This window comes from Coleofasciculus chthonoplastes PCC 7420, from assembly GCF_000155555.1.
Lineage (GTDB): Bacteria > Cyanobacteriota > Cyanobacteriia > Cyanobacteriales > Coleofasciculaceae > Coleofasciculus > Coleofasciculus chthonoplastes_A.
Window position 1 is genome coordinate 27,371 of the sequence record NZ_DS989862.1, and the last position, 24,482, is coordinate 51,852.

Annotated in this window: 17 protein-coding genes and 1 pseudogene; 7 read left to right on the top strand and 11 right to left on the bottom strand. The window is 45.6% G+C overall.

The genetic code is table 11. From position 1 onward, the window contains the following. Window positions 1–3: 3 nt before the first annotated feature. The gene (locus MC7420_RS25640; RefSeq protein WP_006104091.1) at window positions 4–1,764 is read right to left on the bottom strand and encodes an NAD+ synthase; all 1,761 of its coding nucleotides are present in this window, start codon (window positions 1,762–1,764) and stop codon (window positions 4–6) included. 421 nt (window positions 1,765–2,185) lie between these two features. Between MC7420_RS25640 and MC7420_RS25645 the strand changes: the two genes are divergently transcribed. After that, a complete protein-coding gene (locus tag MC7420_RS25645; RefSeq protein WP_006104207.1) occupies window positions 2,186–3,025 on the top strand; it encodes a DUF928 domain-containing protein in 840 nt (279 codons plus the stop codon). Between the two features lie 29 nt (window positions 3,026–3,054). Then, window positions 3,055–5,334 (top strand): CHASE2 domain-containing protein, encoded by a 2,280-nt coding sequence (locus MC7420_RS25650; RefSeq protein WP_006104155.1) that lies wholly within the window; start codon window positions 3,055–3,057, stop codon window positions 5,332–5,334. Between the two features lie 155 nt (window positions 5,335–5,489). On the opposite strand, the gene MC7420_RS25655 is transcribed toward MC7420_RS25650, so the two are convergent. From MC7420_RS25655 to MC7420_RS25665, 3 genes are all read right to left on the bottom strand, one after another. Continuing rightward, window positions 5,490–7,271 carry an autotransporter domain-containing protein gene (locus MC7420_RS25655; RefSeq protein ID WP_006104151.1) on the bottom strand — a complete coding sequence of 594 codons (1,782 nt, stop codon included), beginning with the start codon at window positions 7,269–7,271 and terminating at the stop codon, window positions 5,490–5,492. Window positions 7,272–7,392: 121 nt separating this feature from the next. After that, entirely contained in the window at window positions 7,393–8,196 is an 804-nt protein-coding gene (locus MC7420_RS25660; protein WP_006104138.1) for an EAL domain-containing protein, read from the bottom strand. Window positions 8,197–8,411: 215 nt separating this feature from the next. Continuing rightward, on the bottom strand, window positions 8,412–9,593 hold the full coding sequence (locus MC7420_RS25665) for an aldo/keto reductase (RefSeq protein WP_044209779.1): 1,182 nt from the start codon (window positions 9,591–9,593) through the stop codon (window positions 8,412–8,414). A gap of 255 nt (window positions 9,594–9,848) precedes the next feature. Here MC7420_RS25665 and MC7420_RS25670 point away from each other — a divergent pair, with 255 nt between their 5' ends. Then, window positions 9,849–11,057, top strand: a complete 1,209-nt coding sequence (locus MC7420_RS25670) for a hypothetical protein (protein WP_006104099.1) — start codon at window positions 9,849–9,851, stop codon at window positions 11,055–11,057. 103 nt (window positions 11,058–11,160) lie between these two features. On the opposite strand, the gene MC7420_RS25675 is transcribed toward MC7420_RS25670, so the two are convergent. The 6 genes from MC7420_RS25675 to MC7420_RS25695 all read right to left on the bottom strand — a co-directional run bounded on the left by MC7420_RS25675 (window position 11,161) and on the right by MC7420_RS25695 (window position 18,633). Further along, complete coding sequence (locus MC7420_RS25675; protein WP_006104143.1) at window positions 11,161–12,693, bottom strand: hybrid sensor histidine kinase/response regulator; 1,533 nt, start codon at window positions 12,691–12,693, stop codon at window positions 11,161–11,163. Window positions 12,694–12,957: 264 nt separating this feature from the next. Continuing rightward, window positions 12,958–13,215: an FmdB family zinc ribbon protein gene (locus tag MC7420_RS25680; protein ID WP_006104093.1), complete on the bottom strand. Its 258-nt coding sequence runs from the start codon at window positions 13,213–13,215 to the stop codon at window positions 12,958–12,960. A 43-nt stretch (window positions 13,216–13,258) separates the two neighbouring features. Then, window positions 13,259–14,434: a formamidase gene (gene fmdA, locus MC7420_RS25685; protein WP_006104111.1), complete on the bottom strand. Its 1,176-nt coding sequence runs from the start codon at window positions 14,432–14,434 to the stop codon at window positions 13,259–13,261. Window positions 14,435–14,602: 168 nt separating this feature from the next. Continuing rightward, the gene (locus MC7420_RS40415) at window positions 14,603–14,767 is read right to left on the bottom strand and encodes a hypothetical protein (protein ID WP_006104135.1); all 165 of its coding nucleotides are present in this window, start codon (window positions 14,765–14,767) and stop codon (window positions 14,603–14,605) included. Window positions 14,768–14,966: 199 nt separating this feature from the next. After that, window positions 14,967–17,117 (bottom strand): PAS domain-containing protein, encoded by a 2,151-nt coding sequence (locus MC7420_RS35670; RefSeq protein ID WP_006104105.1) that lies wholly within the window; start codon window positions 17,115–17,117, stop codon window positions 14,967–14,969. A gap of 826 nt (window positions 17,118–17,943) precedes the next feature. Then, entirely contained in the window at window positions 17,944–18,633 is a 690-nt protein-coding gene (locus MC7420_RS25695; protein ID WP_006104165.1) for a response regulator transcription factor, read from the bottom strand. A gap of 274 nt (window positions 18,634–18,907) precedes the next feature. On the opposite strand from MC7420_RS25695, the gene MC7420_RS25700 reads away from it, so the two are divergent. Both MC7420_RS25700 and MC7420_RS37355 read left to right on the top strand, forming a co-directional pair. Next, window positions 18,908–20,197 carry a glucose-1-phosphate adenylyltransferase gene (locus MC7420_RS25700; protein ID WP_044209730.1) on the top strand — a complete coding sequence of 430 codons (1,290 nt, stop codon included), beginning with the start codon at window positions 18,908–18,910 and terminating at the stop codon, window positions 20,195–20,197. Window positions 20,198–20,383: 186 nt separating this feature from the next. Further along, window positions 20,384–21,474, top strand: a pseudogene (locus tag MC7420_RS37355) (RNA-guided endonuclease InsQ/TnpB family protein). Here the strand turns inward: MC7420_RS37355 and MC7420_RS41845 are convergent. Beyond that, complete coding sequence (locus MC7420_RS41845; RefSeq protein ID WP_198016568.1) at window positions 21,464–21,697, bottom strand: hypothetical protein; 234 nt, start codon at window positions 21,695–21,697, stop codon at window positions 21,464–21,466. The pseudogene MC7420_RS37355 and the gene MC7420_RS41845 overlap by 11 nt on opposite strands. Here MC7420_RS41845 and MC7420_RS25715 point away from each other — a divergent pair. Both MC7420_RS25715 and MC7420_RS25720 read left to right on the top strand, forming a co-directional pair. Then, window positions 21,696–22,931 carry an RNA-guided endonuclease InsQ/TnpB family protein gene (locus tag MC7420_RS25715; RefSeq protein ID WP_044209784.1) on the top strand — a complete coding sequence of 412 codons (1,236 nt, stop codon included), beginning with the start codon at window positions 21,696–21,698 and terminating at the stop codon, window positions 22,929–22,931. The two genes, MC7420_RS41845 and MC7420_RS25715, sit on opposite strands and share 2 nt — an antisense overlap. 287 nt (window positions 22,932–23,218) lie before the next feature. Then, window positions 23,219–24,271, top strand: a complete 1,053-nt coding sequence (locus MC7420_RS25720; RefSeq protein WP_006104102.1) for a DnaJ C-terminal domain-containing protein — start codon at window positions 23,219–23,221, stop codon at window positions 24,269–24,271. Window positions 24,272–24,482 lie beyond the last annotated feature (211 nt).

Genomic DNA, 24,482 nt, shown 5'->3' on the forward strand with positions numbered 1-24,482 from the left:
ACTTTAAATACATTCCTTAAACGCAACCCAACGGCTGGCGATGGGCATCCGCCAACCCGTGCCAAACGCCCGATCCGTAATCTTTAATCCTGGTGGTGCTTGGCGGCGCTTAAATTCTGCCCGCGCTACCATTCGCATCACTTTATGGACAATTTCTGGATCATGTCCGGCGTCGATGATTTGGGGAGCAGATTGATGGTCATGAATCAGACGTTGTAAGATATCATCCAAGATGTCATAAGACGGTAACGAGTCTTGGTCAGTTTGATCCGGTTTGAGTTCAGCGCTGGGAGGTTTGGCTAAGACATTCGCAGGAATAATTTCTGGTTGAGTATCCGATAATTGCGCTGGTAATTGTTCTGGGGTGGCTTGGCTTTCCTGTCTTTTCACTTTAGTGGAATTCAGCCATTGACAGAGGGAATAGACACGGGTTTTGGGAACATCTGCGATCGCGGCTAATCCACCGTTCATATCGCCATAGAGCGTACAGTACCCGACTGCCATCTCTGACTTATTCCCCGTAGAGATTAGCAGATAGTCAAACTTGTTCGCGATCGCCATTAACAAGTTTCCCCGAATCCGGGCTTGAATATTCTCCTCGGCTGTGCCAAATTCAGTTCCGGCAAATAGGGGGTCTAAGGTTTGATCATACCCCTGCATCAACTCGCCAATGGGCAAGGTATGGGTTTTAATCCCTAAGTTTTTGGCTAACGCCAGGGCATCATTAATCGAGTGTTCAGAGCTATGGGGAGATGGCATGAGAACACCGAGTACATTTTCCCTGCCCAGAGCTTCCGTGGCAAGGGCAGCAACCAGGGATGAATCAATTCCCCCACTCAACCCAATCACCACTCGTTTAAAGCCACATTTGCGGGCATAGTCTTGGATTCCTAGAACTAAAGCAGACCAAATTTGAGCATTGGTACTTTCGGGGGCGGGTGCGATCGCACTCTTGAGTAAATCTCCTTGGACTGGATCAAAGTCTACCAGCAAGACATCGGTTTCAAAAGCTGGGGCGCGACAAACCATTTCCCCGGCGCGGTTAAATCCTACACTACTCCCATCAAAGATTAAGTCGTCATTCCCCCCCACCTGATTGGCGTAGAGAATCGGTTGCTGGTAACGCTTGGCACTATGTTGCAACATAGCTTCTCGCAGTTGTTGCTTGCCTACACTATAGGGCGAGGCGGAAAGATTCACGATCAAATCAACATTCTGCTGGTTTAAATCGGTAATCGGATTGAACTGATACGTGCGCTTTCCCCAAAACTCCTCATCGTTCCAGAGATCCTCGCAAATCGTCACACCAATTTTAATCGGGGTAGCTGACTCCGCCTCTAAGGTAAAGGAATTACTCTGGACTCCAGCTTCAAAATAACGGTTCTCATCAAAGACATCATAGGTGGGCAACAAGCGCTTGTGAAACACCTGCTGTATCTTACCGCCCTCCAACAGGGCAATACTATTAAATAAAGGTTTACCTCCCGAACTCTCCGCTTTAGGATTCGCTGTCACCGTTCCCACTAAAACTGCTAGGGTTGAGGGTAACTGTTCGGCTAAATTGTCCAGACAGTCTGCCATGGACTCCATAAAACTGGGATTTAAGAGTAAATCTCGCGGCGGATACCCACAGAGGGAGAGTTCTGGCGTCAATAAGAGGCGGACACCCTGACGCGCTGCTTGATTTGCCGCATCAAGGATTTTTTGGGCATTGCTGGTTAAGTCGCCAATCGTGGGATTGAGTTGTGCGATCGCAAGTTTCATGGAAAACACACAATAGGCTAGCTAGGTTCAAGCTAACATGGGATTCGTCGTTAGTCATTCCGTCTTTGGTCTAATCTGGTGTCAATCTGGCTTTTTTGATTTCCCTCAAACTTCCGCCACAAAATAAAATATAGACAAGCAGGTACATTGAAACAGTCTTGCCCGGGGTGGGTAAAACTCAAGTTGAATCACAGGCTTTTGCTGACCTGTCAAACCTGATGACAGGAACTTGCGGTGGCGGTAGCTGTCATGCATTGGAGTCAATGACCCTCGCTTACTCCGTTAAACCGAGGACTTGGAAGAGTCAGCTTCCAACGTAAGCATTGTCTACCCGATCGAGTCTAACGCTGGACTCCCGCGAATCATGTTGAAAGTGACTGTGGCAATAGATCCCAGGATTAGATTAGGAGAACATTAAAGCATGGGTGGTCTCAAGCATTTTACCTACCTCGGTGGGATGACGCTAACATTCGGGTTAGCGTTGGTTTTCGCCGCACCTCGACTCAAAGCACAGTCGTTCGATATTAGTTTAGAGTTTCCTGAAGGAGAAGATATTGGTGCCCCTGAGAGGACTGGCGGGGGAGGACAAAGAGGTATACCGAATATACCTTGTGTTACCGGAAATAGAAGATTAACGGCGCTAACGCCAACGAATAATCTAATTACCACCATATCCCCCAACCCTAAATTATTTTGGTATGTTCCCCCCACGACAGCCCAGTCAGCCGATTTTCTACTTTTGGACGAGCAAAACCGGGAAATTTATTATACGAGGATACCCCTAACCCATAGACCCGGTATCGTAGAACTCAAGCTTCCTGATTACATATCTCTGACAACGGAAAAACGGTATCTTTGGACATTTGCCTTGGTGTGTAATCCCGATGATCGCAGTCAGGATCATTTTGCTCGAGGGTGGATTCAGCGTCAACCCCTGCAGACGGGAATCGCCCCACCCGAAGAACTGAACACTCTTCTTGATCAACTCGTTCATGAACCCGAAGGGATCAAAAAACGTCTCCAAGAGGAAGGATCTAACTATGCTCAAGAAAGGATTTGGGCAGAAACGCTGATGATTTTAGCTCGACTCTATCAGCAATTTCCCAATGACTCCGCGATCGCAGATGAGATGCAAGAATTGTTAACCTCGGTTGAGTTGGATAATATTCCAATTAACTGTTGGGTTCACTCCTGTTCGGTTGAGACTCAAGATGCTGAGGAGACTCAAGATGTTGAGGCGATGAGAGAACTGAACAATTAAATCCCTCTAACTTAGAACTCAAAACTCAGATGTACAAATCCTGTAAGCGGTGGCTTTGGCAATGGCGCGGCGTTTGGATAGTGACCCCAACGATTACGGGTTTAATCGTTCTCTTGCGGTGGACTGGGATGCTGCAAACTTGGGAATGGACAGCTTATGACCAATATATGCGTTGGCGTCCCTCTGAATCCTTGGATCAGCGAATTGGGATCGTGGGGATTGATGAGGCGGATGTGAAAAAAATTGGGCAACTTTCTCGATCGATTCTTCCCGATCAGATTTATGCCCAAGCTATTGCTAAACTCAAAACCCATAACCCTAAAGCCATTGGTCTGGATGTTTATCGGGATTTACCCGTACAACCGGGTCATCAGGAATTAGTTAAAGTCTTTGAAACAACCCCCAATCTGGTGGGAATTGAGAAAGTGGTTGGCGATAAGCGCCAGGATGCTGTCGCCGCCCCCCCAGCCTTGAAAGCCAAAGGACAAGTGGGCGCTAATGATGTCATCTTTGATGCCGATACTAAAGTCCGACGGGCACTCTTACAAGTTGAAGATGCCAATGGAGATGTTATTCCCAGTTTTGGATTTTATCTAGCACTTCTCTATCTTGATGCTCAAGGAATTAGCCCCAAACCAATACCTGGCGAACCCAATACCTGGCGGTTGGGAAAAAGCACGTTTTCTCGCTTCCAAAAAAATGATGGAGGTTATGTCCGCACGGATGCTGGTGGCTACCAAATCTTATTAAATTATCGAGGGAGCAAGAAACACTTTGAAACGATCTCATTGAATGATCTTCTAGAGGATCGTATCCCTCCCGATTGGGGACGCGATCGCATTATTCTGATCGGTTTTGTCGGGGAGAGTTTCCAAGACTGGATTTTTACACCCTACAGTAGTAGTTGGTTTGCTTTGCCCGAACGCATGTCTGGGGTAGAATTACATGCTAATATTACCAGTCAAATCCTGAGTGCAGCTTTAGAAGGACGCCCCCTGATTCAAACTTGGTCTCAACGGCAAGAAAGCCTGTGGATTTTGTTCTGGTCTACTATAGGTGCTATTGTAACCTGGCAGGGACGCTATCAGGGGAAAAAACGACGGGTCTCTGTACAACGATTTTTGGGGCTGATCCTGGCAGGGGGTGTCCTGTTGGGTAGTACTTATGGGGCGTTTTTAATCGGGTGGTGGATTCCTGTAGTTCCGCCTCTTTTGGCTTTATCGGGTTCAGTGGTGGCGATTACCAGTTATCTTGCCCATCAAGGGGGTAAAATCCGCGAAACCTTTGGACGTTATCTCACCAATGAAGTTGTTGCGAATGTTTTAGAAAATCCTGAAGGGGCTAAATTAGGTGGTGAACGGCGCACGATTACTATATTAACGTCTGATTTAAGAGGATTTACTGCCCTGACTGAACGTTTAATGCCAGAAGAGGTGGTGAATATTCTCAATTTTTATTTTGCCACGATGACGGATGTGATTACTCAATACCAAGGAACAATTGATGAATTTCTTGGGGATGGAATTTTGGTTTTGTTTGGTGCGCCGACGCTTCGTGACGATGACGCCCAACGCGCGATCGCTTGCGCGGTGGCGATGCAGTTGGCGATGACATCGGTTAATGAACGAATGAAACATCTGGGTTTACCTCCGTTGACTATGGGCATTGGGATTAATACGGGGGATGTTGTAGTGGGCAATATTGGGTCATCGAAACGAACAAAATATGGAGTAGTGGGGAGTCAAGTTAATTTAGCCTATCGCATCGAATCCTATACGACAGACAGTCAAATTTTTATCTCTCAGTCTACTCTAAATGCTGCGGGAAGTTGGGTGAGAATTGATAGCAAGATACGGGTTCAACCTAAAGGATTACCCGAACCTATCCCCATTTATGAAGTGGGGGGAATTGGCAAACCTTACTACTTGTTTTTAGCTAAACCTGATGAGCAATTTCTGCCCTTGGTCGATTCGATTCCTTTACACTACACGTTTTTGGAAGGCAAGCATGTCAGCGATATATTTTTTCGAGGAACTTTAGTCAAACTTTCTGCCAAAGGTGGCGAGATTAAATCAGAACAATTTATTAAACCTTTGACGAATATAAAGATTAATTTACTGATGGGTGATAAATTAATCTCAGCGAGTGAGGATATCTATGCCAAAGTGTTAGATAAACTCAGTGATGATCATTCATTTTATATTCACTTTACATTTTTACCGCCCCCTGTAGAAACGATGTTATCCAATCGTTATAAGTTACTGCGTCAACGTCAGGGCGAAAGTCAAGAACAGGCAATAAAACCTTAGAACACCAGTCCAGTAATCGGATGATCTACTTGAATTGTGCCAAAATGGGAACAAGACGAGGACATGATATGATGCTGCCGATAGTGTGGTTGAGGTGTTTTAAAACTGGAGTTTAGACTAATTCTGAAAATCCCAAATTTTAGTCTAAAGTCCAGTTAAAATTGATAGCGGAGTTGAGCTCTAACCCCATGGTCGGTGTAGTCTTCGCGCCCGACGACTGTTTCGTAATCGATCGCGCCGGAAAAATTCGGGGAAAACTGCACGTCCATTCCAGCGCCTAATCTCACGTAATCGCGATCGGGGTCGTCTGTAGTCGCCCGGATCGGAATGCCCGGTTGGGTGAGGAGTTCCGTCTCGATTTCGCGGCTGTCGTTGGCGAACTGGTGTTCGTAACGTACCCGGAAATTGGGTGTCACTGTAGTGTTGCCAACGTTGAACCCATAAGCCGCCTGAACACCCGCACTGAGAACCAGCGATTCTGCTTCTTGGTCTTGGACTGCCATATTCAGGCTACCCGCACCTTCCTCTGTGTAGTGATCAATTTCCACGCGATCGTAGCGAACTCCTACCGTTGGTCCATAAGACAAGTTGCCCGCTCTGACATTGTAACCACCGTTCACATCAACCGATAGTTGATTTCCGTCCGGGTCAGCAGTAGCCCTGCGGTTGTCGAATTCGATTTGGCGGGTTATCTCATAGTCATTCCAACCATAACTGACAAGGGTATCCGTATAAAAGTTACCCCGATTATAGTTGCCATAGATAGAAACGGCATAACCATCAACTTCAACCTCGCCAAGGTCATGATCAAGTTCGGTGTCATTGCTGAGGCGACTGACAGCAACTCCCAGCGCGAGGTCGCCCGTGACGCGGTAATCAACGCCAGCAGTAACCCCTGTCGTCGTGAAATCATAGCCCGGTTCGCTATTGCTGGTATCTTTATCGCCGAAGTTGATGTCACCGTTGACAAATGCACCAAATCGTTGTTCGGGGGGAGTTTCGCGGACACCTCGCAGGGACTGGAGCCGAGCGTCAATCGTTTGAGTCTGCCTGCGAGCAACGCTTAAGGCAATGTCGGCTTGGGGGATAACGGTTTGAGGACTAATCAGTACTGCCAAAACCGCTTCTCCAAACAACTCATGAACGGCAGCAGTAGGATGAATGTCATCCCAAAAAAAATACTCGTCGGGGTTGGGACAAACCGTATTGGTTGCCTCATTTAAGCAAGGTTCGGTCACGTTAGTTATGCCGTATCTGGCTGGCTCGGCGAGAATTTCATTAACCAGAGGATTGACATCGAGCGGTACGATCTGAACTTCACGGTTTTGAGCTAATGTTTGCAAAGCGGCATTTAAGTTGCGGTTATATTGATTAACGGCGGCGGTGAAGGCGTCGGCAGCAAGGGGAGAGGCTAATCCTAGAGGCGTCCTTCCCAAATCTGGCAGGTTGACTACGATAATCGTTTCAGCGCCGTTGGCAATCAGCGTTTTCACCGCATTGGATATGTTGTTGACCGTGGTTGTCGTGTCTATATCTGCTGGGTTTGTGCCTGGAACTACGTCGATGTAGTCGTTGGCACCGCCCCAAACGGTATAAAGCCCATTAGAATCGAGTGGTTGGGTTGTGGTGGTAAACTCAATAACCTGTTCTAGCACGTCCTCTGAGGTTGCCCCACCAAGGGCAAAGTTATTAGCTGGATTGTGATCAAGTCCTAATTCCAATCCCAGAACTTCCACCCAGACTAAACCGTTAGTAAAACGTCCCTCAAAATAGGGAGGGCTAGGAGGGAAGAGACCTTCAGATCGTTCAAATAGGTTGCCAACATCTGACAGACTATCGCCAAAGATGTAAAACTCCTCAAAGTTTTGTGCCGAAGCCTCGATCGGCAACAGGGTAGATAATAAAACAGATGCGATCGCTAGAGCTTGTTTTTGCATGAATATTACCCTAAGCTGAATAGCACTGACTTAAGCACCAATCTGCTCCTGAAACGTTAATACTATTATATCCGGCAAATGACCCCTAATAAAAAAACTGAAGCTGCCCTTCTACCTTCATCTAGAAAATAGGCGTTCGCTTGAGAATCGGGGTAGGCTTACCTAAGTAAAACCCTTGGGCATAATCCACACCTAACGCCTGCAATCGTTCCAGAATTGCCACATTTTCCACGTATTCGGCAATCGTCTTAATTTGCTTCGCCTTAGCCATTTGTACAATAGCAGAAACAATCGCTTCAGAGATAGGATTCTGCACCACATCCCGCACAAACATACCATCAATTTTGACAAAATCTAACGGTAATTCCTTAAGATAGGCTAAACTGGACATGCCTGTACCAAAATCATCCAAAGCAAACTGACAACCCAGGTTTTGTAAACGCTGGATAAATTGCCGGGTTTTATCTATGTTGATTAAGGCTACCGTTTCAGTAATCTCAAAGACTAAACTACTGGGGGGAACCGGATGATTAATCACGGCGTTTTCCAGGAAGTCGAGAAAGCTGTCATCATTAACACTGGAACCAGACAGGTTAAACGCAATAATACACCCACAATAATAATCCCTTGCCCAACAACCCATACATTTACTCGGGTGATAAATACCATTGAAAAAGGATTCCAGCACCCAACGATCAATGGATGGCATTAACCCAGATTCTTCGGCACAGGGAAGAAAGTAATTGGGTGGGATAATTCTACCATCTTGTCCCACCATTCGGATTAAAATTTCCTTGTGAACATGACCCTCGTCTCCCTGAAGGAGAGGGAAAATCGGTTGAAAGTATAAGCAAAAACGATCTTCTATAAGGGCAGTTTGTAAGGCTTGACGACTGGTTGATTCTTGACAGAGATTTTGTTGCACATTTTTCACCTCCAATTTGCCACCTGCTGCTCTTTACCTAAATGCTACCAGAAAGGTGATTTGAGAACAGGTTATAGGGATAACAGTTAAGCGTGAATGAGGGGCGAAACAAACTGATGTAGCAATTATCAATGAGTTCTGGAATCTTCTGTTTTCAGTTAAGCGTTCCTTTGACTCACCAAAATATTTACGACTCAAGTCGAATCGCTATCGGTTTATTGTTGGGATAAGCGTTTAACGGTTGTACCCCCTAAGCGCTGATCCGCATCTTCCAGTAAAGTAGGAATTGTATCAGCATGGGGACTCCGGTGTAAACATGTCTGAAGGTTGATTTTTCTAATTTGATTAGCTTTAGCACCTGGAAACCAGTGTCCCGCATTGGTTAAGAGGTTGTAACGCATTTTAGCATATTCAACCATATCATAGGCGATCGCTAAATTTCTTAGCCACAAAATCACCGGGATATTCACACCACCGGGGGTTTCCTCGTGGCTGGGTAAACCGATGTGCCAGGTTTTGAACCAGTCTTCTCCGAGTCGTGCGATCGCGGCGGCTTCTAATCGTGCCACAATTGGGGGTAATATTTCATCAACCTGATCCAATAATTCAACGGCTTTCAAATGTTCATCAAAATCACTAGGGCGAGATGCACCTAAACTCAAGGTATGCACCTGGGGATGAGACAGGCAAAATAAATCATTAAATACCATTGGACTCAATGGTTTACAAAGTTCAACTAATCGCCGTGGCGGTTTATACAGCATTCCCCCTTTATCCGATGGACTAATAATAAAAACGCCCATATCATGGCGAGTTGCGGCTTCAATTGCAGTCCAATTAAATTGATTGATATAGTACCAGTGCAGATTAACATAATCAAACTGATCGGTTTCAATAGTTTTGACAATTAAATCCTTAGCACCGTGGGTAGAAAAGCCAATAAACCGCACTTTACCTTGGGCTTGTAACTGACGCGCCACATCCATACAGCCTCCAGGACGAATGCTATCCTGGAGCAATTGCGGTGTGTTTATGCCATGAACTCCCAGCAAATCAACATAGTCAAGGTTGAGGAATTTCAACGACTGCTCAAACTGACGTAGAAATTCTTTGGGATCTGGTTTAGGACTAACTTTTGTCTGGACAATTAATTGATCACGGGGAAATTTGGGCAAAATTTTGCCTAACTGAATTTCTGATGTACCATAACCCCGCGCTGTTTCAATATGATTAATACCGACTTCAATCGAGCGACGAATGGTTGCTTCTAAGTTGCGTTGATTATCTTTCGGAATTAACCAGGCGGGCATATCTTTCCATTTGAATTGATACCGCATCCCGCCACAGGAGAATACTGGCATGTGTAGTTCAGTGCGTCCAAATCGTCTGTACTGCATCATAAAAATGTTTAGAAGTCAAGTCCTTAACGGGTGAATCTTAAAAATTTGTATTCAACCTATCTTCACTTTAAGCCAAAGCCAAAATATCTGGCGATGGGAACGGTGGAAAAATGACTGACAGATCAAGGCAAGATGCTCGCACTACATACAAGGATTTCGTAATTCTTGACATTAAGATTTAAATGCCGAACAGCTTAGACTGGCAACAATGTAAGATAAACTTCTACAGTCGTAGACTATCCCCATCCCTCAATGACTCGATTTCCCCATGACCAATTTGCCAAGGATTATCTTGACCAACTCTTGTCCCCAATCGGAAAAGTGGAAACCAGTCGTGACATTGCTGGGGAAGTGCGAGAGGTTGACGTTTTATTTATCCCCACCTCTATCTCAGATGACTACCTCCTCTCTCTGGGACTTTTAGGGCGCTTTGTCACAACTCCTGCTGTCTTTGAACCTTTTCGCAACGCCGTCACCGCCGATCAAATTTGTGATTGTCTGGCGAAACTGTTTGACCTACATCGGGAATTGAGACGACGCGCCAGACGGGAGTCCACTTCCATTAATCTGAGTGAACTCTCCCAATTATGGATACTCACCCCCACCGCCTCAACACCCTTACTCGATAGCTTTGCAGCCTTCAGTGATGAGCAAAACTGGTTAAGTGGACTCTACTTTCTCCCCCAGGCTTTCCGAACAGCCATCGTCGTCATCCACCAACTCCCCCGTACCCCCCAAACCCTATGGCTGAGACTTCTGGGAAAGGGCAGAGTCCAACAGCAAGCCATCGAGGAGATCACCGCATTACCCGAAGACAGCCAACGGCGGGAGTCTACGCTAGAGTTATTGTATAACTTGCAAGCCAACTTACAAGCCAATCAAGAACAACCCTTAGACACAGAGGAGAGGGAGTTAATTATGGCATTAGCACCCCTTTATCGGCAACAACTGGATGCGGCTCGGCAACAAGCCAGGGAAGAAGCTATGCAACAGGGATTACAGGAGGGATTACAACAGGGATTACAGAAGGGATTACAACAGGGATTACAACAGGGATTACAACAAGGATTACAACAGGGATTACAACAAGGATTACAACAAGGACTACAACAGGGACATCGGCTGATGCTCGAAAACGTTCTCCAGACTCGCTTGGGACAGTTAACCTCTACCCTCGCTGCTTTAATCACTCCCTTATCGGCATTGCCCTCTCAGCAGTTAACTCCCTTTCTACTGCAACTGTCTCAACTCGAAAATAGTGAATCAGGAATTCAACAGGCACAGCGTTTTATTGTCGAAAATTTACTCAGAATTCGTTTTGGAGAATTGGACGCTCAACTCACCGCACTGGTCACTCCTTTATTAGGATTACCTCCCCAAGACTTAAGCCAATACCTCTCACAATTGCCTCAGCTATCCCGTGAGCAACTCCTGGCTCGATTTCCCCAAGCCAGTTCTTAAACGTGCCGTTGTCGTTCCCTCAGAGGAGCAGTTCAACAACCCCAACTTACTTTGTTGAAGTTGGGGATTGCCGGACAAACGGTGAATGAAAAATAACTAGATATTACTGAACTGATTCTTTATAAACTGGCAATGTAAAATAAAAGGTACTTCCAGAACCTAGGGTACTTTCCGCCCAAATCCCCCCCCCATGTTGCTGGATAATGCTGCGGCAAATCGCCAATCCTAAACCAGTACCTCCTTTTTGGCGGGAATCGGAAACATCGACTTGCTGAAATCGCCCAAAGATGCGTTCAAGGTGTTCCGTGGGAATTCCTCGTCCTTGGTCGGTAACGTGAAATAAAATACAATCTGATTGATGTTGGACACCCACGGTGATCGTCGTATTACTCTCAGAAAACTTGATCGCATTACTCAACAGATTCGTCAGGGTTTGAATAATCGTATCAGGCGCAACATAAACTTGAGCCGATAGGGGAGTCACCTGGATTGCAATTCCCGCCGCCTCCGCGATCGCATCTATCGCTTCGACGGAATGTTTGATTAAATCTGCCACATCGCAGACTTCCTTAACTAGCGTCACTTGACCGGAATCCAAGCGTTCTAAACTAAGGATGTCATTCACCAATCGCCCTAAGCGATCGCAGTCTGTTACCGCAATATCTAACATCCGTTTGGCTTTGTCGGGTTGATTATCATAGACTCCCATCTTAAGCAAACCCAGAGAACCGCGCATTGAGGTGAGTGGGGTGCGAAGTTCATGACTAACCAGAGAAATAAATTCATTTTTCATCCGTTCCACAGCTTGACGCTGGGTAATATCTTCGCCAATACTCATGATTCCTGCGATCGCGCCAGTAATATCTCTTAGCACGGTATTATTCCACGCAATCAGTCGTTCTTCACCGGATTTGGTCAGAATGGAGTTCTGGTAGTAGGCGTGGCTGTTGTGGTATAAAAGTTCATGGAAAGTTTGTTTAAGCTGCGGCTGCTCGGAGGATGGGATAAATGTATTGAACCAGTTTTTCCCGAAAACTTCGGCTGAAGTATAGCCAGTTAAGCCTAAGCCAAAGGGGTTCATATACTCCACATCCCCCTGCCAATCTAAGCCAACAACCAGTAGTTGCACATTCTCTAAGAGCGATCGCCATCGACGTTCCGTTTCTTGCAGGATCTGTTGGGTTTGATGACGCACGCGAATCTCTTGCTGTAAGCAGGCATTTTGTTCGGTGAGTTGCTGGGTTAACGCCCGTAGTTGCAGGTGAGTCTGGACACGAAGTAACACCTCTTCAAGCTGAATTGGCTTGCTGATATAGTCTACAGCACCCAGTTTTAGCCCCTTAATCTTGTAACTAGGATTCGCGCGATCGGCAACGGCTGTCATAAAAATAACTGGAATATCTTGGGTTTCCTCCTGCGCTTTTAAACGACGACAGACTTCAAACCCGTCCATTTCTGGCATCACCACATCCAACAAAATTAGATCCGGTTCGGTTATTGCCACAATTTTTAACGCTTGGATGCCACTTTTAACCGCGAGGACGTTAAATCCTGCTTTCATTAAAAAATCTGAGACTAATTGCAGATTAGCCACAGTATCATCAACTAATAAGATTTGGGGCAAGGAAGAGGACATGAACGGACTGGCATGACTGAATTTTGCAAAAAGCGGCACGTTGCCATTTTTATTGTTGCATAAGTGGGTGAGTTTTAACTCAGACCTTGCACCATTTTTAGTCCGCCTATTTTTTATCGCTCAATTGTCCTTTTCCTGTAATTTTCCCTAAGGGCGGGTTGAGTCCAGTTATCAGTTTTATTAATAACTTTATCGGTACAACCCGCGCCGACAAATTGTCTTATTCTGCCTCTTATCTTTTGCTCAATTGACCTCTAATTAATGTTAATGACTCACCATCCAAGGGCGTCCATTTTTATGCTGACTATACTTTGGTGTTGTCGATTCTGTAGAACGCTTCACCAGTCGCGGTTCCTTTGGTTTGGGTAAACTCCCCGAATTTAAATTCACCATGGGCGCAGAAAATACCCGTTTCGCTACCACCTGACAGGTTGGACAAAGCAGCGGTGTTCCTGCTTCTGCCAATGTGCGCCATTTCTCAAAATCCCCACAAGTATCACAGCGAAATTCGTACAACGGCATATCTTTTTTCTCCTGATAACCTTCTACCCTCTACTTTCTTATACTAAGTTGGCAGAATTGGCTGATTAAAAATTTCCGTGGGCAAAGCTAATGTACAACAGGCATTAGGAATATCCACAATTCCACTGATCCGCCCTTCAATCGGCGCACAGCTTAACAGTAAATAGGCTTGTTCTCCCGTAAATCCAAACTTTTTCAGGTATTCAATCGCATTTAAACATGCTCGCCGATAAGCGACATGAGCATCTAAATAATATTGCTGCCCAGTTACCTCATCAACTGAAATCCCTTCAAAAACTAAATACTCAGAATAGCGCGGTTCAACGGGACCCGGCTTAAAAATTGGGTTAGTCATCCCATATTTTTCCACACCCCCTTTAATAATATCGACGTGCAGATCAATATAACCCGACATTTCAATCGCACCGCAGAATGAAATCTCACCATCTCCCTGGGAAAAATGAATATCTCCCATAGACAGTTTTGCACCATCTACATAGACTGGGAAATAAATCCGTGACCCTCTCGATAGATTCTTAATATCACAATTTCCCCCATGTTCACGCGGCGGAACCGTGCGGGCGGCTTCAGCGGCAACTCGGTCAAATTCTGCCCCTTTTAACGACCCTAAAATCGCATTTTGCGGGTTGGGTAATGCCGCTAAGGGTGGCACACGATTAGGGTTTGTTGCCACCAATTCCGCTTCCCGTTTATTCCATTGTGCCAATAATTCTGCTGACGGCGCACACCCAATTAAACCGGGATGAGTGATTCCGGCAAATCGCACGCCGGGAATATGACGAGAATGAGTATAAATCCCCTGTAAATCCCATATCGCTTTAGCCGCATTGGGAAAATGATCTGTGAGAAATCCACCACCATTTTCTCTAGCAAAAATACCCGTAAAGCCCCATTCATCCCCTGGTAATGCACCAATATCTAATAAATCAACAACCAGAATATCCCCCGGTTGCGCCCCATTCACATGAATAGGTCCACTCAACACATGCACCACCGTTAAATCTACATCCCGCACATCATCGGGGTTATCATTATTTTTAATTTGCCCATCTGTCCAATCTTTACATTCAATGCGAAAGACATCGCCAGGATTAACAGAAACCACGGCGGGAATATCAGGATGCCAGCGATTATGACCGACTAACTCCTGTTCTGACATGGGTTTAGTGAGGTCTACTTTAAATAGAACGTCGGGCATAGAATACCTCTGATGAATAGATTGTTTTGTTGTAACTATTCAACGAGTAAACGAAAAGCAATTACTGTATAATTAAATACAAAAAACAGCTTATATTTAATAGAGAAGCTTTTTAATATTAAATAGTGTAAATAAACCTATCCATTAAAGGAGAGTTTTTGCCTAAAGCTAATTCATTAAACGCTTAACTAATTCTTGAGTGATGGGAAAACCCGTTTGAGACTCGACATGTAAAAACATCGGGCTAGGATTTGCCTCTAAAAATACATACTCACCCTGGGGACTCAGACTGGCGAAAGACCGAGAACTAATTTCAGTCGTTCCAATAATCATATTTTTGCCATCAACACATGCCAATTTGGCAGTAAAATAGTATAAATCTACCTTTAGTAAACTTGACCAGATGATAATATTTGCGCCCTAGGGTCAGAGTATACAGCAAAAGCTTGGGACGATCATCTCTCTTCAGGATAGGTAACATCCTACACCCTACACCCAGTCTCTTTATCCTTACAGTGCATGACAACCAACCTCAAGCGCCGATGGCTTGGCGTAACCATTTAATTTGACCCAATTGTTCCGTTTTATGGCTCAGCGTGATCGGGATTTCAATCACAAACTCTGTGCCGATACCCATTTGAGAATTACAGGTAATTTTTCCTTTGTGTTTCTCAATAATTTGATAACTTACGGCTAATCCCAATCCTGTCCCTTGTCCTACAGGTTTTGTGGTGAAAAACGGTTCAAACAAATGCTCTTGCAAATGAGCAGGAATACCTAAACCATTATCGGAAATCCGAATAATCACAGTTGAGTTTAACTCAGCTATTTCCGTACTAATTCTAATCTGGGGTATGAAGGAATCATTCTGCTGGCTTTTTTCGTCTAACGCCTCAATCGCATTACCGAGAATATTGATAAACACTTGATTCAGTTGCCCCGGATAACACTCTACTTTAGGTAACCTACTCAATTGTTTATTCACTTCAATAGCGGGTATGTTAGGCTTTTTATTGAGGCGATTCTGTAAGAGTATCAAGGTACTCTCCAACCCCTGATGTAAATCAGTTGTCTTCATCTGGGCTTCATTCAGGTGCGAAAAATGCTGGAGCGATCGCACAATATCTTGAACCCGAACAACGCCTTCTCGAATCGAGTTGAGGGCTTTGGGAAAATCTGTCCTGAGAAAGTCAAGCTCAACCGCTTCCATTTGCTCTTGAATCGGGGCAACAGGGTGAGGATAATACTGTTGATAGAGATCGATCAATTTGAGCAAATCACACCCATATTGATGGGCAAAGCCAACATTTCCGGAAATAAAACCAATGGGATTATTAATCTCATGGGCAATTCCCGCCACTAACTGTCCTAAGGATGCCATTTTTTTCGTTTGTACCAACTGCGCTTGGGCATTTTTAAGTTCACACAAGGCAAGTTCTAATTGATACGCTTTTTTGCGTTCTCCGGCTTCTGACTCTCGCAAAGCCTCCTCCGCTTGTCTGCGATCGCTAATATCCCGATGAGTCCCTGTCATCCTTACTGGGTTCCCTGCTTCATCCCACTCAAAGACTTTACCGCGAGACAAAATCCACTTCCATTCCCCTGTTTTACATCGCATCCTAAATTCGACTTCATAGATAGGAATCAATCTATCTATATAAGCCTTTAATACAGCTTTTACTCTTGATAAATCCTCAGAATGCACCAATTGTTCAAACGCCTGAAAATTATCGTCGATTTCGTCTTCTGCATACCCCAGCATCGCTTTCCACTGCGGATTAAAATAAATATCTCCAGTGATTAATTGCCAATCCCATAATCCCAAATCACTCCCAGATAACGCCATTTGCAGTCGTTCTTCGGAAATGCGTAAGGCGGATTGGGTTAACACCTGTTCCGTAATATCATTTAGGGTTCCTGTGGTTCCCGAAACCGTACCATCGGCGGCAAAATTTATCCGCGCATGTACCTCCAACCAACGAATTTCACCCGATTTCGTCAGGTAGCGTACCGTAGGGCGACAGGATTGTTGGACTCCAGTAATCAGCGCATCAAAGTTGTTTCGTCCCTTTTGCCAGTCATCCGGATGAATACCGTTTAAAAAGGATGTTCCGATACTTTCAGCAATTGAAAAGCCAGTAATTTCTGTCCAAGCCCGATTCAGGAATGTCCAATGTCCATGGGTATCAGTTTGGAAAATAACTTCTTTGACATTATCGATAACCGACTGATATTTTTCCTGATTCAGACGTTGGCATTCTTGGCGTTGCTGACTGTCAATCGCATGACGAAATGCCCGAATTAATCGGTAACTTTTGAGATTTTCCGTTACCTGATCATCCGGTGTCCCCGCTTGGATAACTTGCAGGGTTAAGGGTTCATCCTGGTTAGCCCTTAATCCGAGAATTGGCAGGGTTAAGCCCAACTGTTTTATCTGAGTAACCGTATCGAAAACGTGAGGATCAGCGTGGGACAAATGAACGACGAGAAGATCAAACGCTTCCTGACTTAATCGAGTTAGGGCTTGACAACTCTGCCTAACTTGTTGAATAATAAACGAATATCTAATTTCAGAACATAATCCTTCTCCCAATAGTTTTATCGTTTGGTAACCATCTTCGACGATGAGAACTTTCAGCGATATAGTGTTGGGGTTTTGGGTAGGGTCTAGCACCGATAACATAAGATTTGCCTAAGAACCTGTTTCTACTCAGTTTGACTGTTATTTAAAATGGAAGATCAGGCTGTAGTAAATTCAACTGTGACAGTTTATAAACTGAACTACAGTTGTACACGCCTACTCTCGGTCTAATTTCTATTCAGAATGTTTTCAAAGCTCTGCCAATTTATTCAAATCCAGATAAAATTTCTAATTGACTCTCTCTAGATAGAACGTCAGTTCCGTAATCGCAGTTAGGGATTAAAATTCGTCAAAAGTAGTCTGCCCAAAATTTATTTTCTGTAGTTATTGTTACTCTTTGTCAGGAACTTCAGCCGACAATTTTGCTTACTGAAAAGGTACTCTAGAGAAAGCAAGACGACACCCACATAGTCGGTCGAGAGCCTAGTATCAGTGATTCGTGATCAGCAACCGTAAGTGCATCTATGAATGTTTACTGGGTTACGGCTTGTTACAGGGTCACTGCTTTTTACCGCACTATACTAGTTATTCCCTTAGACCTTTTTAGACGTTTTTCCCTGAACTTGATCGAAGTTGTGACTTCATGATAGTTAGGGATTCGGTCATCAATTCATATTTTTAATATTAATTTAATTTATACTTAATATAAGTTAAAGCTATAAAATTCCTATTCGTTGTTCCTTGTCATTTATCGGGGGTAGTTGACTCCACAAACCGAGAGCGGTGGGAATCATCAAAATGAAGGATGGGCTAGTGTAGCCGCTTTTTCGTAGAATAAATCCACAGTCTGAAATTACGGTGATGGGTTGAGGGGGTGAGGGGAAGATGGGGTGAAATTTTTATTATGGGTGATTTGCCGGACATCATATTACTGGGTCAAGCCGTGTTCCAGTGCATAACGGACTAACTCTGTACGACTATTGGTTCCAGTTTTGCTAAACAAGCGACTGACATATTTCTCCACATTGCGGACACTGGTTTCCAGGCGGCGGGCAATTTCTTTATTCATCAGCCCTTGGGCAACCAAATCCAAAACACTTTGCTCTCGCGGCGTAAAGTCAATGCGGATGGGTGGGGGAGTTTGAGAAATATTACCCCGTTGAGCCAACATTTCCCGAATCGCAGTTAGCTCTTTTTCGATATTCCCTAAATCTGCCGTACCCGCTGTTTCCTGAGCCGTGGTAGCACGACGTTCCAGCAAATTCTCCACAATGGCGACTAATTCATCTGTATCAAATGGTTTAGACAAATAAGCATCACAACCTGCCTGATAGCCTTGAATCCGGTCTGTGGTCATGCCTCTAGCCGTGAGAAATATCACCGGCAGTGATTTGAAACGAGGGTCTTCTCGCAGTTTCTTAAGAAACTGATACCCATCGACTTGAGGCATCATAATATCCGTAATCACAAGATCCGGTGTTTTTTGTTGTAACATTTGCCATGCATCATTGGCATTACTGGCAACATCGACAGTAAACCCTCCCACCTCTTCTAAATAGGCGGGGACTGATTCCCGAATCCCCGGTTCGTCATCGACCAGTAACAGTTGTGCTGACATCTCTCACTTCCTTTGCCATTCTTTATCCCAATGTAATGGAAATTTATAATAACGGCGTAGAACTCACCAGTTCAACTCCAGCGTTGAGGGGGACACCCGGCTCAAATTATTACTCTAGTTGGGGTAGAAGTCTCTCTTCGTGCCTCTATTCCCGCCGTTTTTTGAGTTTTTCTTTCTTTGGAGAGAGTCAACTTTCTCCCTTACCCTCTTGAAAAGAGTTCCACACAAGCGGACACTAAGACTTGAGAGTCTATCGGCATTCCAGAGGTGTTTCGTGAAAAGAGTATTAGGTATCATTCTCGGAGGTGGCGCGGGCACCCGCCTTTATCCATTAACCAAATTGCGGGCTAAACCGGCTGTTCCTTTGGCGGGTAAGTACCGCCTGATTGACATTCCGGTCAGTAACTGCATCAACTCCGAGATCTATCAAATTTACGTTCTTACCCAATTTAACTCAGCGTCCTTGAATCGGCACATTACCCGTGCCTATAACTTTGCTGGCTTTACCGACGGATTTGTTGAAGTTCTAGCTGCCCAGCAAACTGCTGAAAATCCTAGCTGGTTTCAGGGCACAGCAGACGCGGTTCGTCAATATTTGTGGCTTCTAGAGGAGTGTGATGTTGATGAATATATCATTCTGTCTGGCGACCATCTCTATCGGATGGACTATCGCCATTTCGTGGAACACCACCGTGAAACGAAAGCTGATATCACCCTTTCTGTGGTGCCTATCGGTGAAAAACTGGCAACCAGTTTTGGTTTGATGAAAATTGATCACACCGGCAGGGTAATTGATTTCAGTGAAAAGCCCAAAGGGGATGCGCTGAAGCAAATGCAGGTGGATACGACGGTTTTAGGGTTGAAACCCGATGAGGCAAAGGAAAAACCCTATATTGCCTCGATGGGAATTTACGTCTTTAGTAAAGAGGCGTTGATTAAGTTGTTGCAAGCCAACCCCGAACAAACCGATTTCGGTAAAGAAATCATCCCCGGGGCATCAGGAGATCATAACGTTCAAGCCTACTTGTTCAACGACTACTGGGAAGACATTGGTACCATTGAAGCGTTCTATGAGGCTAATCTAGCGTTAACTCGCCAACCCCAGCCACCGTTTAGTTTCTACGACAAAGAGGCACCGATTTATACTCGCGCCCGTTATTTGCCTCCGACTAAACTTTTGGATAGTCATGTGACGCAATCGATTATTGGAGAAGGTTGTATTCTTAAAGATTGTCGTATCCATCACTCGGTATTGGGAGTTCGCTCTCGCATTGAAGCCGATTGTGTGATTGAAGACACTCTGATTATGGGATGTGACTTCTATGAACCCTTTGCCGAACGTCAATCCAACGTAGAGACGGGACGTGTACCCTTAGGGATTGGTGCAGGAACCACAGTTCGCCGTGCCATCATTGACAAAAATGCTCGCATTGGTCACGATGTTCAAATTGTCAACAAAGATCACGTTGAGGAAGCTGAACGGGAAAAACAAGGCTTTTTGATCCGCAATGGCATTGTCGTTGTCCTCAAAAATGCCGTAATTCCCGATGGAACGGTCATTTAGGTCTTGATTAATGACTAGGGAGATGAGGAAAAGAAAGTTTGAGTTTTGAGTTGACACAGATCTCGATCTGTGTCCTCCCTCATCTTTCGCAAGCGGCTGGAGACCCTGGCTTTTAGCGACGGGAGGAAAGCCGCGCCTCCGGTTACCGTTTACAGTTTTTACAGGGAATGTGATAGAATGTGAGGCATGACTCAACGCGCCTACCGATACCGCTTTTACCCAACGCCGGAACAAGAACAACTCTTGCGCCGCACGTTGGGTTGTGTTCGGTTGGTCTACAACTTGGCGTTGCACACCCGAACTGAAGGCTGGTATGAAAGGCAAGAGCGGATTGACTACAAACAGACATCCGCTATGCTGACAGATTGGAAAAAGCAAGAAGACAAGCAATTTCTTAATGAAGTGAGCTGTGTACCATTGCAGCAGGGATTGAGGAACTTGCAAAAAGCGTTTACCAATTTCTGGGCAGGTCGTGCTAAATACCCCAACTTCAAAAAGAAGCGGAATGGTGGTAGTGCTGAGTTTACTCGTTCTGCCTTTAAGTGGAAGGATGGGCAATTGTGGTTGGCAAAATGTTGTGAACCTCTGCCAATTCGCTGGAGTCGTACCCTTCCAGAAAACTGTGAACCCTCTACGGTTACAGTAAGGTTGGATGCTTCTGGGCGATGGTTTGTCTCTCTGTTGGTTGACGCTTCGGCTCCGCTCAGCGTCAACACCGAGCGGAGCCGAGGTGTTGAGGAGCATACTGTCAAACTGCTATCTCAACTTGATAAAGCGATTGGGATTGATGCAGGTATTACCTCCTTGATTGCAACCGCCAAGATTTCCTTCACAAGCTGACGACTCGATTGGTACGCGAAAATCAAACGATTGCTGTCGAAGATTTGGCGGTGAAGAGCATGATGAAAAACCATAAGTTGGCTCAAGCGATTGCTGATGCAAGCTGGAGTGAACTGGTTCGTCAGTTGGAATACAAGTGCCAGTGGTACGGTAGGACACTGGTTAAGATTGACCGATGGTTTCCCAGTTCTAAGCGTTGTGGACACTGTGGTCACATTGTTGATAAATTGCCGCTTGATGTCAGGGAATGGGATTGTCCAGAGTGTGGAACCCACCATGACCGAGACATTAATGCCGCAAATAATATTCTCGCCGCAGGGCTTGCGGTGATAGTCTGTGGAGCGAACATAAGACCTGATGGGCATAAGTCCAAGGGGCAGTTGCGAAAAACCTCTCTCGCTAGTCGAAGGGGAAAGAAGCAGAAACCTAAATCGTGAGGTTTAGGAATCCCTCGTCTCCGGCGAGGGAGGATGTCAACTCTCTTGTCTTCCGGAACAGGATACCGGGAAATCCACCCGAATCGCGAGGGGCTACCCCTTCAACGAAGTAAGGGGTAGGGGGAGAGCGGGAAGTGCAAGGGTTCGATACCCGTAGCACTTCCATTTGTACAGACGCTTCTTTCATCGCGTCTGTAACCCCCGTTGGTATAATGGTAGCCATGAAACAAGTGCTGACGATAGTCGTAAAGCTTCAACCTACGCCTGAACAAGCTGCCAAAATTGAGGCAACCCTTCAGGCGTTTGCTGATGCTTGCAACTATGTCAATCAACACACAGATCCAAAGCTGACTAACAAAATTGCGATTCAGTCTCTGACTTACCAAACCATCAAGAACGAGTTTAACCTCGTGGCCAACATGGCAGTCAGAGCTTGTGCGCGTGTAGCAGCTAACCGCAAGGTAGCTAAACACAAAGTAGCTAAACACAAAGGTAAGCCGGTTAAATGGTTTGCCCCAACCAGCATCGACTGTGACAAAGACTTGTTTCGGTTTCGCGAACATGATTGGACGGTAAGCCTTGCAACTACTCACGGTAGAGAGCGAGTTAAATTAAAAGTCGGCAACTACCAGAGAGGAAAACTCAAAGGGAGAAACCCGACTTCTGCTCAATTATGCAAACACCGTGATCGTCAGTTCTACTTGCACATCCAAATCAAAGATGATGCCCCAGACTCGCCAATTACCGACAAAGTAATTGGCATTGACTTAGGGCGGCGCGACATCGCCGTTACGTCTGAAGAGAAAAAATGGGACGGTTTGCATATCCAATCAGTTCGAGATAAGTTTTCTCAAGTTAGGGCATCTCTCCAGAAGAAAGCCCCGAAAGGCACGAGGACAACTCGGCGTAGATGCCGGGAAGTTTTGAAACGGCTGTCGGGGAGGGAGAGACGTTATCAACAATGGCTCAATCACAACATTTCCAAGTCAGTGGTCAAACGAGCGGTTGAGTTAAGTGCCTCAATTGCTATAGAAGATTTAACCGGGATTAGGGAAAGAACTAACCAGCAACCCAGAAACAAGACTGAACGCAGACGCTCTAATTCATGGGCGTTTTACCAATTGCGCCTGTTCATTGAGTACAAGTCCCTTGGCGCTGGTGTTCAGGTTATCCCTGTTTCCCCTGCCTATACCTCCCAAATGTGTCACAATTGCCTGCACATTCACCCTGTAAAAGGAAAGTCTTACCGTAGTGGCAAGATTTTCAAGTGCGAGCATTGTGGCTGGCATGGAGACGCTGATTTCAACGGAGCCAATAATATTGCACTTGTGGGGCTGTCTATAAACCAGCCTGGAGGCACGGGGTTATCGTGCAAGCTAAACCGAACTCCCAGATATGTTCAGCTTAGCTTGTTCGATGACTTCAGGGCTACTGAAAACCCAGACCTCAGCCGTTAGGCAGGTCTGGGTAGTTTATACTGGTTAGTCACCAGAAGCTAAGCTAAGCTAACGATTATTAGCTATCCACACTGAGTTAGGGTTATGCTTTATTAGGTTGAGGTAAGGCATGATGGGAAAAATGCCGCTGCTTCTCTATTTGAAGCGTCAGGTGTGGAAATTGCGATCGCGTGAGTGAGAAAGATCCGAACTTAAACCCATGCTGGGGTTTGTTACTCTAGCTTTGAGGTAGAGACCTATTAGCCCAGTTTATCGATTAAATCCTTGGAGTAGAGGAGAAACCCTTCATGGCTGCAACTGACTTTAAAGACTACTATGCCGTCCTAGGAGTGAGCAAGACGGCTAGTGCGGATGAAATTAAAAAGAGTTTTCGACGTCTGGCGCGGAAATACCATCCAGACATGAACCCGGGTGACAAACAAGCCGAGGCTCGATTTAAAGAAGTGAATGAAGCCTACGAAGTCTTGTCTGACCCCGAAAAACGCAAGAAATACGATCAGTTTGGTCAGTACTGGAAGCAAGCCGGAGTTGGTGGATATCCTGGAGGCGGGGGGGCTAATGTTGATTTCGGTAATTTTGATTTTGGTCAATACGGTAGTTTTGACGAGTTTATTAACGAACTTCTAGGGCGCTTTAATACAGCCGCTACAGGGACGCCAGGAGGGACGGGAAGTCGTCGAACCTACACCTATCGCTCTACTCCAGGCGGTGCCACGGGTGCTGGCTTTAATGACTTTAGCAGTGGCTTTGGTGGCTTTAATGATTTCGCTGGCTATGAAAGTGGCAAAGCAGCAGCAGGAGCAGGAGCTGATCGGGAAGCTACAATTACATTGAGCTGGTCTGACGCCTTCCGGGGTACGCAAAAACGGATTAATTTGGGCAGTGAAGTCATCGAAGTGCGGATTCCGCCCGGTGCTAAACCAGGAAGTCGGATTCGGGTTCGAGGTAAGGGTCAAGTTAGCCCATACAACCAGCAACGGGGTGATTTGTACTTAATTGTAGACCTGAAACCTCATGCCTTTTTCCAGTTCGAGGGTGATAACCTCTTGTGTGAAGTGCCAGTGATGCCCGATGAGGCAGTCTTGGGTGCTACGATTGAGGTGCCGACTCCGGATGGTAAAGTGAGTGTCAATGTGCCAGCCGGGATTCGCTCAGGTCAATCATTACGGTTGCGCGGTAAAGGCTGGACTCAACCGAAAGGTGGACGCGGTGATCAACTGGTGCGGATTGTCATTGCTACACCAAAAGATATCACGTCAGTTGAGCGGGAGTACTATGAAAAAATCCGGGCAAGCCGTCATTTCGATCCCCGCAGCTATTTGTCTCAGGTACGTCTTTAGATCGGTGTGGGGGGGAAGGTGTAAGGTTTGACCTGCTACAAGCCCTTCGCTCCGCTTATCGGGCATAGCGCGTGAGTTTTCTTCCTGGACTTCGCCCCGCTTCGCTAACGTGAACATCTCCCCCATCTCTGGATTTTTCCCAGACAAGGGTAACTGTTTAGACAGATATGATATAATAAAGAGTTTTAGGGTACGCAAATTTAGGGTGCAT